This window comes from Acinetobacter sp. YH12241 (genome assembly GCF_013417535.1).
Lineage (GTDB): Bacteria > Pseudomonadota > Gammaproteobacteria > Pseudomonadales > Moraxellaceae > Acinetobacter.
On record NZ_VPDQ01000043.1, the window covers coordinates 1 to 15,343 of the forward strand.

The 15,343-nt window shown below is 42.8% G+C and carries 13 protein-coding genes; 8 read left to right on the forward strand and 5 right to left on the reverse strand.

The features are described 5' to 3' along the window. Positions 1 to 154: 154 nt before the first annotated feature. Positions 155 to 652, reverse strand: a complete 498-nt coding sequence (locus FTV18_RS14565; protein ID WP_180018646.1) for an ureidoglycolate lyase — start codon at positions 650 to 652, stop codon at positions 155 to 157. Between the two features lie 12 nt (positions 653 to 664). Further along, on the reverse strand, positions 665 to 1,669 hold the full coding sequence (gene alc / locus FTV18_RS14570; protein ID WP_125278689.1) for an allantoicase: 1,005 nt from the start codon (positions 1,667 to 1,669) through the stop codon (positions 665 to 667). 213 nt (positions 1,670 to 1,882) lie between these two features. Between alc and hpxO the strand changes: the two genes are divergently transcribed. Beyond that, positions 1,883 to 3,040: an FAD-dependent urate hydroxylase HpxO gene (hpxO, locus tag FTV18_RS14575; protein ID WP_180018648.1), complete on the forward strand. Its 1,158-nt coding sequence runs from the start codon at positions 1,883 to 1,885 to the stop codon at positions 3,038 to 3,040. Between the two features lie 84 nt (positions 3,041 to 3,124). Here hpxO and FTV18_RS14580 read toward each other — a convergent pair whose 3' ends face one another. Further along, positions 3,125 to 4,477 (reverse strand): 8-oxoguanine deaminase, encoded by a 1,353-nt coding sequence (locus FTV18_RS14580; RefSeq protein WP_180001971.1) that lies wholly within the window; start codon positions 4,475 to 4,477, stop codon positions 3,125 to 3,127. Between the two features lie 39 nt (positions 4,478 to 4,516). Continuing rightward, complete coding sequence (locus FTV18_RS14585) at positions 4,517 to 5,458, reverse strand: LysR family transcriptional regulator (protein WP_180018650.1); 942 nt, start codon at positions 5,456 to 5,458, stop codon at positions 4,517 to 4,519. A 280-nt stretch (positions 5,459 to 5,738) separates the two neighbouring features. Here FTV18_RS14585 and FTV18_RS14590 point away from each other — a divergent pair, with 280 nt between their 5' ends. The 7 genes from FTV18_RS14590 (at position 5,739) to FTV18_RS14620 (ending at position 14,279) form a co-directional block, all read left to right on the forward strand. After that, entirely contained in the window at positions 5,739 to 6,794 is a 1,056-nt protein-coding gene (locus FTV18_RS14590) for an aromatic ring-hydroxylating dioxygenase subunit alpha (RefSeq protein ID WP_180018652.1), read from the forward strand. A gap of 124 nt (positions 6,795 to 6,918) precedes the next feature. Continuing rightward, a complete protein-coding gene (locus tag FTV18_RS14595) occupies positions 6,919 to 7,404 on the forward strand; it encodes a nucleoside deaminase (protein ID WP_180018654.1) in 486 nt (161 codons plus the stop codon). Positions 7,405 to 8,086: 682 nt separating this feature from the next. After that, positions 8,087 to 9,118, forward strand: a complete 1,032-nt coding sequence (locus tag FTV18_RS14600; protein ID WP_249365091.1) for a BMP family ABC transporter substrate-binding protein — start codon at positions 8,087 to 8,089, stop codon at positions 9,116 to 9,118. A gap of 111 nt (positions 9,119 to 9,229) precedes the next feature. Then, positions 9,230 to 10,831: an ABC transporter ATP-binding protein gene (locus FTV18_RS14605; protein ID WP_180018656.1), complete on the forward strand. Its 1,602-nt coding sequence runs from the start codon at positions 9,230 to 9,232 to the stop codon at positions 10,829 to 10,831. A gap of 15 nt (positions 10,832 to 10,846) precedes the next feature. Continuing rightward, positions 10,847 to 11,941: an ABC transporter permease gene (locus FTV18_RS14610; RefSeq protein ID WP_180018658.1), complete on the forward strand. Its 1,095-nt coding sequence runs from the start codon at positions 10,847 to 10,849 to the stop codon at positions 11,939 to 11,941. A 24-nt stretch (positions 11,942 to 11,965) separates the two neighbouring features. Then, complete coding sequence (locus tag FTV18_RS14615; protein WP_159123035.1) at positions 11,966 to 12,886, forward strand: ABC transporter permease; 921 nt, start codon at positions 11,966 to 11,968, stop codon at positions 12,884 to 12,886. A 25-nt stretch (positions 12,887 to 12,911) separates the two neighbouring features. Next, positions 12,912 to 14,279, forward strand: coding sequence for an amidohydrolase family protein (locus tag FTV18_RS14620; RefSeq protein WP_180018660.1), 1,368 nt, complete (start codon positions 12,912 to 12,914; stop codon positions 14,277 to 14,279). 36 nt (positions 14,280 to 14,315) lie between these two features. Here the strand turns inward: FTV18_RS14620 and FTV18_RS14625 are convergent, their stop codons facing one another. After that, positions 14,316 to 14,915 (reverse strand): hypothetical protein, encoded by a 600-nt coding sequence (locus tag FTV18_RS14625; protein WP_180018662.1) that lies wholly within the window; start codon positions 14,913 to 14,915, stop codon positions 14,316 to 14,318. Between the last annotated feature and the right edge of the window lie 428 nt (positions 14,916 to 15,343).

Sequence of the window (15,343 nt, forward strand, 5' to 3'; positions counted from 1 at the left end):
TAATGGAGAAATCTAATCGGTATGTTATACCTGAGAGAAGAGTGAGGAGTTATCCAAGGGTTGTAAAAGGAAAACCTCAAAAATACCCAAGAAAAAGCCAGTCAATCTCTTAACTGACTGGCATTACTTATTGATAAGGGCTTTTTTAATGGGCTTAATTTTCGATAAAAATCTTTTCAGGAAAAGTATAAACATCACAGTTTGGACCAGTGCCGATCCGATCGATCACCACAAAATCACTCGGAGCTTCAAAGGTCAGCAAAGGATGATGCCAGGTACCGGCACGGTAATTTACACTTTGTGTACCATTACTGATAAAAGCCTGAATTTGACTGAGATCAGGCTTTTCATGATCCAGATTAGGCGCAACCACAATTAGAAATTTCTGGCCCTGCATCGGGATGAACGCTTGTGAACCGACAGGGTGACGTTCCAGCATTTCGATTGCAAAGGGAATGGCTGTAGTCTGAATATTTCTAAAAATACTTAGACCAACTTTAGCATCTGTTTCAGCAACCGCCAGAGCATGATAACGCTCGGTCTGCTGATCATTAATATGGAAAAAATCATTGCCTTCGCAGGCAATGACCTCGCCATAAGGCAAGAAACTTTCAGCAGTTAAGGGCTGTATTTTTATGCTTTGTATGCTCATAGATATAATTACTCAGGCAACTTTTCCCCACAGTCGAATCCGGCTAATGCCACCATCCGGAATCATGTTCACCCGAATATGAGAAATTTTTCCCTGTTTTAAGATTTCCTCAACAAAGCTATGAATATGATCCATCTGCATCTCTTGTGCTTCAAGCAGGAATGGCCAGAACATACTTTGCGGAATTAACTGCTGGTCAGTCGCATCTTCAATATAAATCGCTTGGATAGAGACTTGAGCAGGAAAGTTACCTTTAAAATGCGCGGTATCAATCTCAATTTTTTCAATCTGACCACTCTGACCCAGAGCCAAGATACACCAGTCAAAGCCGGGTGCACGACGGCGCTTGGTTTCCCAGCCATCACCCATATTGATGCCACGCCCCGGATTAATCAGATTACGTGGATGACCAAAGTGCGCATCACTATAGGCAATGACACGACCGCCATTTTCCAGAGCGACCAGATCAATCACCTGATTGCTGTCCTGAACCTGAATTTTTACTTCACCATAGACTTTAAAGCGAGCTACACCCCCGTCAGGGAAAATATTTAGGCGTACATGTGTAAAGACTTCGTCTGAATCAATATTAAAAATATGATGCTGGCTCGGACCTAATATACTGTTTGGTAAAATTGAGTGCCAGGTTGCGGTGCTTAAGTCACCATTTGGTGCATAGCAGGCTTCAACTGCAGCAGAAGCTGGATAGTTTCCGGTAAAGAATGTGGTATCAATATCTAGTGCTTTGATGGTTCCAGCTACCCCCAGTTTGACAATCGCCCAGTCATAGCCGGCATGACGCTTGCGGCGGGTTTCCCAGCCGTCCATCCATTTGCCATGATTATCAAATTTATCTTCAACAAAAATTGGTGCATCAAATTGCAACATTCGTTTTGCTTCAGCAAAAAAATCATCTGAACATTCAAGAATTTCTGCACCAATCCGGCTATCAGCCAAGTTGGTAAGCTGCTGGATATGGGCAGGGATCTCGAAAATGGGTGCAAATAATGTTGCCATAACTATCTTCCATTCAAATTATGTTTAACGTGAATCTAATTTTTTATAAAAGTCTGTAATTCTGCTGAAAGACCTTATAAAAACAGGTTTTTAATGAATAGATGAATGCACGGCTTGTGCCAACTTTTGAGAAAAATCAGTGCATTATTTTCGAAATGGCACGCTTTTAGCTACACAGGGAGGAAGAAACACAATTTTGAGAGGAGCATATAGATGGAGATTACAATTATTGGTGCAGGGATGGGGGGGTTGACCACAGGAATTGCACTAAAAAAGTTTGGGCATAAAGTCACCATCTATGAACAGGCAGAAAAGATTTTACCGGTGGGCGCGGCAATTTCACTTTGGTCAAATGGGGTAAAATGTTTGAATTATCTGGGCTTAACTGAGCAGGTGGCCAAGCTCGGTGGTCAGATGGATCAGCTGGCCTATATTGATGGTTTGACGGGCGACACCATGACCCAGTTCAGTTTATTGCCTTTGATTGAAGAAGTGGGACAACGTCCATATCCGGTGGCACGTGCTGATTTACAGAACATGTTGATGGACGAGTTTGGCCGTGAAGATATTCAGCTGGGCAAGAAGATGGTTGAGCTGCAAGAACAGAAAGACGGTGTTCTGGTTAAATTTGCGGATGGTACAGAAATTAAAACAGACCTACTGATTGGCGCAGATGGAACCCATTCCATTACCCGTGCCTATGTACTGGGCGAACAGGTTTCTCGTCGCTATGCCGGTTATGTCAACTGGAATGGTCTGGTAGAAATTTCAGAAAAGCTTACTCCGGCAGATCAATGGACCACATTTGTCGGACAAGGTAAGCGCGTTTCGCTGATGCCTGTGGCAGACGGAAAATTCTATTTCTTCTTTGATGTACCGTTGCCGGTCGGTTTAGAGAATAATCGGGCAGAATATAAAACCTTATTGAAACAGTATTTTGAAGGTTGGTGTGCGCCGGTTCAGCATCTGATTGACGCGCTGGATGAACAGAAAACCAATCGGGTTGAAATTCATGATATTGAACCGTTTGCCCAGTTCTATAAAGGTCGTGTTGTAATTGTTGGTGATGCCGCACATAGCACCACACCGGATATTGGTCAGGGTGGTTGCCAGGCCATGGAAGATGCAATCTATCTGGCTCGTTCTTTACAGATTAATACGCTGGGTCTGGAAGATGCCTTAAAACGCTATCAGAACAAACGCAATGAACGCGCCAATGAGCTGGTATTACGCGCACGTAAACGCTGTGATGTCACGCATATGAAAAATGAAGCCGTGACCAAAGAATGGTATGAAGAACTGCGTAAAGAGCAGGGACCACATATCATGAAAGGCATTATCAGTAATATTATTGGCAATCCTTTAGATTAATTCCGCCTTTACACTCTTGGCAAAAAGCCCTTCATATTGAAGGGCTTTTTATATTTAAATAACAGGAATTCGCTAATAGATTTTTTAGGCAGCAAGTAAAGCTTTCGCTGCCTGACGATGTGCAGCCTGAACCGCTTCAAGATCCAGATTCAGAATTTCCCGGTCTTTAACGACCCATTGTCCATTGACCATGACATGTTCGGCACGGTCTGCACCGCACAGTAACAGGCCGGCAATCGGATCATGAATCCCTGAAAAACGCACATCATCCAGACTATAAAAAGCTAAATCTGCCTGAAAATCTGCTGCGATTTGTCCTAGGTGCTTTTCACGTCCCAGTACCTGTGCCGAGCCTTGTGTGGCCCAGGTTAAAGCACGTTCAGGCGTAATCACTTCTGCACCATATTTTAAACGTTGTAAATACATCGCCTGCCGAGCTTCCAGAATCAGGTTAGACGCATCACCCGAAGCAGAGCCATCCACACCTAGACCAATGACTGCTCCTGCTTCCAGTAGATCCATGGTTGGACAAATCCCTGAAGCCAGACGCATATTGGAATGCGGACAATGACAGATACCGACTTGAGCCCGCCCTAAGCGTTGGATCTCATCGGCATCAAAATGAATGCCATGCGCCAGCCAGGTTCTGGAATTAAGCCAGCCTACACTTTCCAGATAATCGACGGTGCGCATGCCAAATTTAAACAGACAAAATTCTTCTTCATCCAGTGTTTCGGCCAGATGGGTATGCAGACGTACATCCAGTTTTTCTGCCAGTGCAGCACTTTCTCGCATAATTTCTTGGGTGACTGAAAATGGTGAACATGGTGCAAGCGCAATATTGACCATCGCATCAGCACTACGCTGGTGATATTTCTGCACCAACCGTTCTGAGTCCAGCAGAATGGTGTCCATATCCTGTACGGTATGCTGCGGTGGCAAGCCACCAGAATCTTCACCCAGACTCATGGAACCTCGGGTCAGCATGACCCGAATCCCTAATTGTTCTGATGCTTCAACCTGAACATCAATGGCATCGGACAGCTGCTGTGGAAACAGATAATGGTGATCCGCAGCAAAGGTACAACCGGAAAGCAGTAATTCAGACAATGCAATTTGAGTGGCTAGATAATGCTGTTCAGTATTCAATTTGGCCCAGACCGGATATAAGGTTTTTAGCCATGGAAATAGCGGCGCATTGACCACGGGAGCCCAAGCACGGGTCAAGGTCTGATAAAAATGATGATGGCTATTAATCAGTCCCGGTGTAATCACCAAATTCTGGGCATCAAAGAACTGGTCATAAGGCGATGCTGGGGTTTGTCCCAAAGCCACCAGTTCAATAATTTTGCCATCGCGGATGACCAAGCCACCACGGGCATCCAGATCATTTGCGGTAAATACAGCAAGAGGGTTTTTAATCCATAAGGTTGTCATATCTTATTTCCAATAAGTTTTATTTGTACTGCACATGAATCAGGCAGCACATGAGGCATTGAGCTGTTGTAATTTGATTTTTAAATCTTCCATCTGGTCGATCAGATGGTTCATCATAATTTGTGAGATTCGGGAAATTTGCCGTTTCGGTGCCACACAAAGAGCAAGGGTCAGCGGATGCATCCCTTTTTCAATAATCGGTTTAAATACCAGTTCATCACGTTCTAAATAAGGTAAGGCATCAATGTAGGACAATACTCCAATCCCTAAGTTGCGCTCTGCCAGAGAAGTAATCATGCGAATGTCATTACACTCCAGCTTTTGCTGCGGCATAAATTGATGATGTTTATACAGGCTATAAACATAGTCATGAATGATTAAAGGAGCACAGGGAATGAGATGCTTAAAGTTTAAAGTGTCGGAAAAATAGATTTTTTCTGCCTGAGCTAAAGGATGAGATTTGGCCATCACAAATCCAACCGGGATTTCCACAAAAGACATGACTTCGAGCTGATTATGACTTTTAGGATTGAGCAGAATGCCAAAATCAACTTCAGCATCCATAATCATTTTAGAGACGGTATCACTTTCCTGAATCTGGATATTGAAATTGATCCAGGGATAGTTTTCATACATATATTGTAGAGAATCTAAAACGAAACCGTCACTGAGTGCCGCAATGAGTCCGAGTTCAATGCTGCCGCGTGATAAACCCTGAATTTCATCAAAACGTACACAGGTCTGCTGGAATTCTTTTTGCCATTTGAGTAGATCTGCATACAGTAATTCACCCGCTAAAGTCAGCTTCAGGCCACTCGGCAACCGTTCAAAAAGCACGATGCCAAATTCTTCTTCTGCCAGAGTGATCTGACGATGAATCGCGGAGACGGAAATATAAAGCTGATCAGCTGCTTTTCTGAGGCTGCCTGTTTTGGCTACGGCAATAAAATATTCTGAAAATCTTGAAAAAGTAATATTCATAAAATCACGTCAATCCACCTGCACATCGTTTTAATCACATAATTTTCAGCTAGAAACTAAGTGATTCTGGTTCTATCAAGTGGATAAGCGATTTCTGTGCCAATTTTCAAAGAAATGGAACAGTAAAAGTTTTGTGTTCTATTTTTTGGAACACGGGCTACGAAACATTCTAATAGACAGTAGAACAGGCATTTGGCTAATTTTATTAAAGAACAACAAGGCAGCTTAATGAAATAAAAATTTAAGCCGTTGTCATGCAATAAATATTTGTGAGTGAACTATGAATGCGATCCCGGTGCTTAATTTATTCAGTCAACCGCACTGTAGCGGCTTTGACCCATCAGACTGGAATATCCTGGCTCAGCATTGGTATCCAGTTGCCCGTATTCAGGATGTGAGTACTACGCCACAGCAGGTACAACTTCTGGATGTGAAGATGGCGCTGTATCAAACTGAAAGTGGCAGCATTCATTTGGTTCGCGATATCTGTCCACATCGTGGTGTGCCATTAACCAAAGGCTGGGTAAAGGGTGAAGAAATCATTTGTCCTTATCATGGCTTGCATTACAACACTCAAGGAAAATGCACCAAAATACCGGCTCAACCAGAACTGACTAACATTTCGGATCGTTTTACTTTAACCAAGTTTCCAGTGGTCTTGAAATATGGTCTGGTCTGGACCAGCCTGTTTAGCCGGGATGAATCAGAAGCTAATTTCCCTGATCTGGATACCTGGGAGAGCGAAGAGCACCAATCGATCTTACCGCCATTTGTTGATATCGGCGGTTCAAGCGGCCGGCAGTTAGAAGGCTTTATTGATGTGGCGCATTTTGCCTGGGTGCATCATGAATCATTTGCTTCACGTGATAACCCGATCGTGCAAAAGTATTCAACTGTGCGCACCCCTTATGGCTTGCATACAGAATATGTCAGCGATGTCAGCAACTATCCACATAGCTTGCAGCATCTGGCACCCGAAGGATTTTTGTGGAAACGTGTGTTTGATGTTTATCCACCATTTTCAGCGATTTTAACGGTGCATTTTCCGGAAAATGGCATCCTGAAAATTCTAAATGCCTGCTGTCCGGTATCTCATAATCAAACCCGTTTATTTGTGCCATTGACCCGTAATTTTGATACGACTGGTGATCTGCAAGCGGTTTATGACTTTAACGCACAGATTTTTGCTGAAGATCAGGACATGGTCGAAAGCCAGAAACCAGAAGAATTACCTTTGGATATCACTATGGAAGCACATTTTGAAGCTGACCGTTCTTCGACAACTTATCGCCGCATTCTGGGGGAATGGGGCCTAAGCAAACGCTATATTGTTTAAATTAAATTTCCTCCTTTATGCACCCTGGTCTGTTGGGGTGCTTTTTTTATTCCATGTCATCTGTTCAAAGTCCTATTTTATAAAGCATATATGACCTTTGAACTCTCAATTGTTAGAGTGATTTATGCCACAGCCTAGCCATGAGCAAATGCTATCTTTTTTAAGATTATCCAATGAGGTTGCCAAGCGGGCAATGTCTTTAGGCCATCATCCTTTTGGTGCGGTGCTGGTTGCACCTGATCATGAAACGGTTTTACTGACCCAATGTAATATTGATACGGTCAACCATGCAGAAAGTACTTTAGCCCGGATCGCAGCCAGCAATTTTACGCCGGATTATCTGGCTGAATGCACCTTATATACGGCAGTTGAACCTTGCTGCATGTGTTCTGGAACGATTTATTGGGCCAATATCGGGCGGGTGGTCTATGCCATGACCGAAGAAAAATTATTGCAATGTACTGGAAACCACAATGAAAATCCGACCATGAGTGTTTCTGCTGAATATATTTTTTCTCATGGTCAGAAGAACATTGAGCTGATCGGGCCAATTACGGAACTTGAACAGGAAACGGTTCAATTGCAAAAAGACTTCTGGTCATCTCGATGAACATTTGAAATTATTCTTTTTATAATCCTGCTTCATTTTATTTATAAGACCATAAACACAGATTTTCCGGATTGTAGGCTCACTTTAAAATGCTACAATCCAGCCTCTATTTTCTAAAAAATACTTTTCTTAATTTTCTATTTTTAAAAACCTATTTTTATCCATTCAGTACATTGCTAACTATAAGCCATTTATTGGCGCACACGATTTAGAGCTAACGCACTTATCTAGCGCAGAACAAAAGAAAATTACAAGAATTCTTGAATATTTAATCTTATTAATTTCTCAATCTTGAGCTGAGTCTGGTTTTCTAGCAACTTTGCTCATTGACTTAGATTGATATCTATATTTTTCGGCTTAATTTCTTAACTATTAAACTTTTTTATATCAATAATTTTTTCTAAACCTCTGTAATTAATAAAAATAAATAAAAGAACAGATCATTCTAAAAATTATAAGTGTCTTGCAATCCACCTGTTCTATTTTTTGAACTGAATTGGAATAGAAGTTGCTAATTAATAGAAATATAGCAATCAGTAAAATTTTTGATTTCGATTCAGATCTTTTAAAGCCGCTATTTATAAAACTCAAATGGCATTCACGGAGGCAATTTATGCTGAATATGTCCAAACATAAAAAGATAATGAAAAAATTTTCACTGCCTGTAATTGCGGCTGCAATTATGGGTTTGGGGATCAGTAGTCAGAGCTTTGCAGTCGATAAAGCTGCATTTGTCTATATTGGACCAACCAGTGACCATGGCTGGACGTATTCTCATGATCAGGGGCGTATTAAAGCTGAAAAAGCTTTGGGCGGAAAATTTAAAACGACTTACATCGAAAATGTACCTGAAACGGCCGATGCTGAACGTGTGATTCGTAATCTGGCACAGCAGGGCAATAAAGTGATTTTTGCGACCTCTTTTGGTTATATGAACCAGATGGAAAAAGTCGCGAAGCAGTTCCCCAATACCGTATTCATGCACGCGACCGGTTATAAGCAGGGGAAAAACCTAGGCATCTATGATGTGCGTACTTATGAAGGTGCTTACATGCTGGGTGTAGTGGCAGGGCAAACCACCAAAACCAACACCTTGGGCGTTGTAGCTTCATTCCCGATCCCGGAAGTGGTTCGTAATATTAATGCCTATACCTTAGGTGCACAAAGCGTCAATCCTAAAGTCAAAACCAAAGTCATCTGGGTGAACTCATGGTTTAACCCGGGTAAAGAACGTGATGCGGCTTTGGCGCTGATTTCTCAAAAAGCTGATGTGCTGATGCAAAACACAGATTCGCCAGCAGTCGTGCAAGCGGCTCAACAAAAAGGCGTATATGCCTTTGGTTGGGATTCAGACATGAGCAAATTTGGTCCTAAAGCGCATCTGGCTGCTTCAGTATTGCACTGGGAAAAAATTTATACCCCAGCCATGCAGCAAGTGGCTAATAAAACCTGGAAACCTGCCGCTCTCTGGTATGGCGTAAAACAGGATGCAGTGAAAATTGAAAACTTCGGACCTGCTGTTCCTGCCAAGGTGAAACAGTCTGCTTTAAATGCACAAAGTGCGATTCATAAAGGCACATTACATCCATTCCAGGGCCCAATCTATAAACAGGATGGAACTTTGGTGATTGCCAAAGGCGGCAAAATGACAGATGAAGCGCTTGGAAAAATGAACTTCTATGTGAAAGGAGTTGAAGGTTCATTACCTAAATAATCCTTTCACTATGTGTATGACTTAAAAATAAAAGAAAGTAAATCCTGAAAAATCATCCCCCAGTCCATGAATCACTTTATGGACTGGGCCAAAATGAGTGGAGACTGAGTTATGAGCGATCTGCCTCACATGTCAAATGACATCGAAACGTCATCGCTCAATGAGCAGCAAATTCCACGACTGGAGCTGATCAATATCAGCAAAAGCTATAACTCATTGAAAGCAAATGACAGCATTAATTTAAAAGTCCAACCTGGGCAAATTCATGCCATTTTGGGTGAAAACGGTGCTGGTAAAAGTACCTTGATGAAAATCATATACGGCGCCACGAAATCAGATAGCGGTCATATCGTCTGGAATGGCAAAGAAGTCCAGATTGAAAGTCCATCAATGGCCAGGAAACTGGGGATTGGCATGGTGTACCAGCATTTCTCCCTATTTGAAACCATGACCGTAGCTGAAAACATTTTATTAGGTCTGGATGAGAAAATAGACCTGAAAAGCTTAGCGGCTAAAATCACCGAAGTATCAGAACAATATGGCTTACCGGTAGATCCACGGCGTGAAGTTTTTTCTTTATCGGTTGGTGAGCGACAACGGGTCGAAATTATCCGCTGTCTACTCCAAAATCCTTCCTTACTCATTTTAGATGAACCGACCTCCGTATTAACCCCACAAGCAGTACGTCAGTTATTTAAAACTTTGCGACTAGTAGCTTCACAAGGTGTCTCAATTCTTTATATCAGCCATAAATTGCATGAAATCAAAGAACTCTGTGATGAAGCAACGATTCTGCGTAATGGCAAAGTCACCGGCTATGTACTACCTTCTGAAAATAGTACCAGTGAACTGGCCAAATTAATGATTGGCCGGGAATTGCCGACTTATGCGCATGCTGAATATACAGGCGAACATCGCACGCTGTTTCAGGTGAAAAACCTGAATTACGAAACTGATGATCCTTTTGGCGTGTCCTTATCCAATATTCAACTTAACCTGAATTCGGGTGAAATTCTGGGCATTGCCGGTATTTCGGGTAATGGTCAATCTGAATTACTGGCTCTGCTTTCCGGTGAGCAAACGGCGAAAAAAGGTCAGGTTTTTCTATTAGATCATGACATTTCTGAACTCAGTGCAGGCCAGCGACGCGATCTAGGCTTGGGCTTTGTTCCGGAAGAGCGTTTGGGTCGAGGTGCTGTGCCGAATATGACATTGGCACAAAACACTTTATTGACTGCTTTTCGTCAGGGTTTAAACAAATGGGGCTTTATCCAGTTTGAGAAAACTGTCGCTTTTGCCCAGCAATGTATCGAAAAATTCGGGGTAAAAGCTGCAGGACCACAAGCGGAAGCCCGCAGCCTTTCGGGCGGGAATTTGCAAAAATTTATTGTAGGGCGTGAAATCCTGCAACAGCCCAAAGTCCTGATTATTTCCCAGCCAACCTGGGGCGTTGATGTCGGCGCATCGATGTTTATTCGTCAAACCCTGATTGATCTTTCCCGTCAAGGTGTTGCGATTTTAGTGATTTCAGAAGAGCTGGAAGAACTGTTTGAAATTAGCGACCAGATTTGTGTTCTGGCTGGTGGAAAGCTGTCTGCACCTGTTCCAGTTAAAAATACCAATGCAGAACAGATTGGCCTGCTCATGTCAGGTATTCAGGCAGATCCAGCAATATTAGCTGAGTCCGAGCCTGTCCATGAAGCACACGCGTAGAGAAGAGGTGTAAATATGCATTTATTAGAACCTAGAGAACATCCTTCTCAATTAATGAAATGGCTTTCACCAGTGCTTGCATTACTCGCCATGCTGGCGGTAGGCAGCCTATTGTTTTTAATGCTTGGAGTGAATCCTGCTCAGGCTTTATATATCTTTTTTATTGAGCCATTGACTTCAGTCTATAACCTGAGTGAACTGATAATTAAAGCCAGTCCGCTGATTTTAATTGCCCTAGGTTTAGCCGTCGGGTTCCGTGCCCGTCTATTTAATATTGGTGCCGAGGGGCAGTTGGCTATGGGGGCCATCTTTGGTGGTGGTATTGCCATCCTGTTTCATGAGCAGATCGGCTGGTGGATTTTACCTTTAATGGTGATTATGGGTGCGATTGGTGGTGCAATTTGGGGCCTGATTCCAGCGCTGCTAAAAACCCATTTTAATGCGCAAGAAACCTTGACCACCTTAATGATGAACTATGTGGCATTTTTCCTGCTGATGTATCTGGTCAATGGTCCATGGCGTGATCCAGATGGCATGAACTTTCCACAATCCTTAATGTTCTCAGAAAGCGCGACCCTGCCGCTGATTATGGAAGGCACACGGATTAACGCCTCAATTTTTATCACGATCATCGCAGTGGTGCTGTTCTGGGTTTTTATCCGTAAGAGTCTGATGGCTTATAAACTGGAAGTCAGTGGTCAGGCACCTTTGGCAGCTCAATATGCAGGATTTTCAGCAAAAAAAGCCATCTGGTTAAGTTTGGGAATTTCAGGTCTGATGGCGGGGATTGCCGGAATCTGTGAAGTTGCAGGTCCAATCGGCCAGCTCAATCCGAATATTTCACCAGGTTATGGTTATGCAGCCATTATTGTGGCTTATCTGGGCCGACTAAATCCCATTGGAATCGTACTTTCAGGTTTCCTGATGGCGCTGATCTATTTAGGTGGCGAACTGGCACAAATGCAGTTGCAACTCCCAGTCGCGATTACCGGAATTTTCCAGGGCCTGCTTTTATTTTTCCTGTTGGCTTCAGATGCCCTGATTGAAAACCGCTACCGTTTTACCAAAAAGAAAATCAAAAAAAACATGACCACTGCGCAAGCAGCCTGATCCAGACAGAAGAAGGATAACAACATGAGTATTGAATTAACCGCAATTGTTGCCGGAACTGTCGCTGCGGCAACGCCATTGATCTTTGCCGGGCTGGGTGAGCTGGTAGCAGAGCGTACCGGTGTCATCAATCTTGGGGTAGAAGGCATGATGCTGGTCGGTGCCATTGCTGGATTTGCTTTCGCTAGCCAGTATGAAGCCAGTGTCGCCAGCGCCTTATTTATGGGCGGATTGGCAGGCACATTGATGGCACTAATTTTTGCATTTTTTACCTTATCTTTAAGCACCAATCAATCCGCCTGTGGTCTGGCACTCACTATTTTTGGGATCGGGATTTCAGCCTTTCTAGGACAGAATTATGTCAGTACGGCCTTACCGGGTCTGGAAAACCTAAAAATTCCGGGACTCGCTGATATTCCATTCATAGGGCCAGTCCTGTTCCAGCAAAACTATGTGGTGTATCTGTCCATTCTTGCTTTTGTGCTGGTGTGGTGGGTACTGAGTAAAACCCGTTTAGGCCTGTTACTGAAAGCTGTTGGGGAATCTCCGGAAAGCGCACATGCCATGGGCTATAACGTGCTGGCGATTCGCTATGGTGCAGTCATGTTTGGCGGTGCAATGGCTGGTATTGGTGGTGCATTCTTGTCGACGGTTTATACCCCAATGTGGATTGAAAATATGGTCGCAGGACGTGGCTGGATTGCAATTGCATTAGTGGTTTTTGCTGCATGGAAACCAACGCGCTTGATGTTAGGTGCATATCTATTTGGTGGTGTAACGATTTTGCAGTTTCATGCCCAAGCGCTGGGTCTAGAAGTACCGAATGAACTGTTATCGGCATTGCCATACATCGCAACCATTGTCGTCTTAGTCCTCATTTCACGTGACAAGAAGTTATTGAAACTCAATTTACCAGCGTCACTCGGCAAAACCTTTAGCCCTTAATCGGACAAATCTCAGGAATTACTTTATGAAAATTATAAGCGCAGATTATGTCCTGACCATGAACTCCAACCTGGACTGTATTAAAGATGGTGCCATCCTGATTGATGGTGCTCTTATTAAGCAGGTAGGAACATTACAGGAATTAACTCAGCAATATCCTGAAGCTGCAGTTACCCAGTATCCTAAAAGTTTATTGATGCCGGGCTTGATTAATACCCACTGCCACTCAGGCCTGCTACGCGGTACAGCTGAGGGTCTGCCAGTCTGGGACTGGCTACAGCAGTTTATTGACCCGATGCATCGGGTATTAACGCCAGAAGATGCCAAAATCGCCTCTTATCTCTGTTATGCTGAAGCACTGCTATCCGGCACGACTACCATTGTGGATATGTGGCGTTATATGGAGGGTAGTGCCGAGGCTGTACAGCAATTAGGTATCCGTGCAGTACTGGTGCCCTATGTGGCTGAACATCCAGATCACAACTATTTTGAAACCCTCAATAGCAATGAAGCTTTAATTCAAAAATGGCATCAAGCCGCAAATGGGCGAATTCAGGTCTGGGTTGGCTTGGAACATCTGTTTTATGCTGAAGAAAAGGCCTTGGTACGTATCCAGAAAATGTGTCATGAATATCAGACTGGTTTTCATACCCATAGCAATGAAAGCAAGTTTGATGTCGAAGAAAACCTTCGACGTTATGGCGTGCGTCCGATCCAGACGCTGGAGCAAATGGGTATGCTGGATGTGCCTCAATGCCTGTTAGCGCATTGTGTCTGGATCAATTCAGCAGAGATCGAAATCTTAAAACACTATAATGTTGGTGTCGCACATAATCCGATCTCGAATATGAAACTCGCCTCTGGGGCTGCACCCATTATGGAAATGCTTAAACATGGCATTGCTGTAGGATTGGGTACTGACGGCGAGAAAGAAAATAATAATCTGGATATGTTTGAAGAAATGAAAACTGCTTCATTATTGGCGAAGTTTTCCGGTTTGGATGCTGCAGCACTGGATTCATGGTCTGTCTGTCAGATGGCAACTCGGACAGGTGCCAAAGCCTTAGGCATGCAGGATCAGATTGGTTCTTTAGAAGTTGGGAAATTTGCTGATATTATTGCGGTAGATCTTGCGACATCGAGAATGACGCCTTTAATTAATCAGGGACCACTATTTAATTTACATACCAATCTGGTGCATGCAGTCCAAGGACAAGATGTGCATATGACCATGGTGAACGGCCAAGTGGTGGTAGAAAACCGAAAACTGGTACGTGCTGATCTACAAATCTTAATTGATCAGGTCAATCAGGCTGCTCCAGCCTTGTTCCAGCGACGCACGAAATGGCTCGCAGAACAGGGAAGTGCGGTCAATGAATTACAGCGCCTGTAAATAAAGTTTAAAAACCAACCCTAACTTTAAACAGGCTTATCTATGCTCCAGAATGGATAAAAAGGCTTCGATAAAGTTAGGCAGTCTTTTATGATGGATCTGACCGACCTTGATCACTTCATAGGTTAGACCATCAGCCTGGAGGTTGTTACTTTCAGCTTTTAATTTTTGCAATGTCAACTGCAAGCCTTTTAACCATTCTTCAAGCGCCTTGATCGGAATATCATTTTTAAGATCTCCACCTTGCATGGCAGTTTTAAAATGACTCAAGGTCGTACTATCCTTAAAGCAGGCTTCCACCTGATGTTCAGTACTTTCAAATAGGTCATGCTTGATCACAAATAAAAATTTTCCAATCGCTGGCTTAAGTGCGCTGAGATAAATATTTTTTTCATTCAGGGTATATCTTTTATTTCTGGTATTAATAAATTCTGAATTCCAGCATTGGGACTCTAGAAAATGATCCATTTCAGCGAAGATGAGATCAGTGACTTGTTCCTCAATGCGTTCTGCGAGTTCCTTTAGTTCATGACTGAGCACGATCAGGTTATTTTCCAGCTTTGAGCGCTGGGATTTTTCTTCATCATGCTGCTTGGATTGGGCCAAAATGGCTTGGAAGCGTTGTTCAGGCGTCATGATTTTACTCACTTGATATACAGCCTTGATCACTTAATCATGTGACTGAAAAGCTTTAATTGCAAGCAGGAAAAGAGGGGGGATATTTGGGAAGATTTTAAAGTAAAATATATACTTTTACTGACATAAATTATTGTTTTTAAATTTAATAATTATTATTAAAATATTTTTTATTTGGTTTTAAACTAGAATCGTTACATATTTTGTAGCGATTCAATTCAGTTAATGATCATTACTCGTTTTACTCAATATCACCCATTAAAAGATAAAACTTATATAAGGTGGTTAATAAGAATATTGATAACCCGAATCGCGGATAAAAAATTGACTTGAAAAATAAGAGGACTAGAGCCATCAGTTGAGTTACCACACAAAACTTAAAACTCTAGTCCCGATGTTTAATAGTACCGAATTATTTTGCGTAATTG

Bases quoted from the DNA above. Each gene is read 5' to 3' on its own strand.
- FTV18_RS14565 (WP_180018646.1), bottom strand. From the start codon at position 652: ATGAGCATACAAAGCATAAAAATACAGCCCTTAACTGCTGAAAGTTTC.
- FTV18_RS14595 (WP_180018654.1), top strand. From the start codon at position 6,919: ATGCCACAGCCTAGCCATGAGCAAATGCTATCTTTTTTAAGATTATCC.
- FTV18_RS14620 (WP_180018660.1), top strand. From the start codon at position 12,912: ATGAAAATTATAAGCGCAGATTATGTCCTGACCATGAACTCCAACCTG.
- FTV18_RS14580 (WP_180001971.1), bottom strand. From the start codon at position 4,477: ATGACAACCTTATGGATTAAAAACCCTCTTGCTGTATTTACCGCAAAT.
- hpxO (WP_180018648.1), top strand. From the start codon at position 1,883: ATGGAGATTACAATTATTGGTGCAGGGATGGGGGGGTTGACCACAGGA.
- FTV18_RS14590 (WP_180018652.1), top strand. From the start codon at position 5,739: ATGAATGCGATCCCGGTGCTTAATTTATTCAGTCAACCGCACTGTAGC.
- FTV18_RS14625 (WP_180018662.1), bottom strand. From the start codon at position 14,915: ATGACGCCTGAACAACGCTTCCAAGCCATTTTGGCCCAATCCAAGCAG.
- FTV18_RS14600 (WP_249365091.1), top strand. From the start codon at position 8,087: ATGGGTTTGGGGATCAGTAGTCAGAGCTTTGCAGTCGATAAAGCTGCA.
- FTV18_RS14585 (WP_180018650.1), bottom strand. From the start codon at position 5,458: ATGAATATTACTTTTTCAAGATTTTCAGAATATTTTATTGCCGTAGCC.
- alc (WP_125278689.1), bottom strand. From the start codon at position 1,669: ATGGCAACATTATTTGCACCCATTTTCGAGATCCCTGCCCATATCCAG.
- FTV18_RS14615 (WP_159123035.1), top strand. From the start codon at position 11,966: ATGAGTATTGAATTAACCGCAATTGTTGCCGGAACTGTCGCTGCGGCA.
- FTV18_RS14605 (WP_180018656.1), top strand. From the start codon at position 9,230: ATGAGCGATCTGCCTCACATGTCAAATGACATCGAAACGTCATCGCTC.
- FTV18_RS14610 (WP_180018658.1), top strand. From the start codon at position 10,847: ATGCATTTATTAGAACCTAGAGAACATCCTTCTCAATTAATGAAATGG.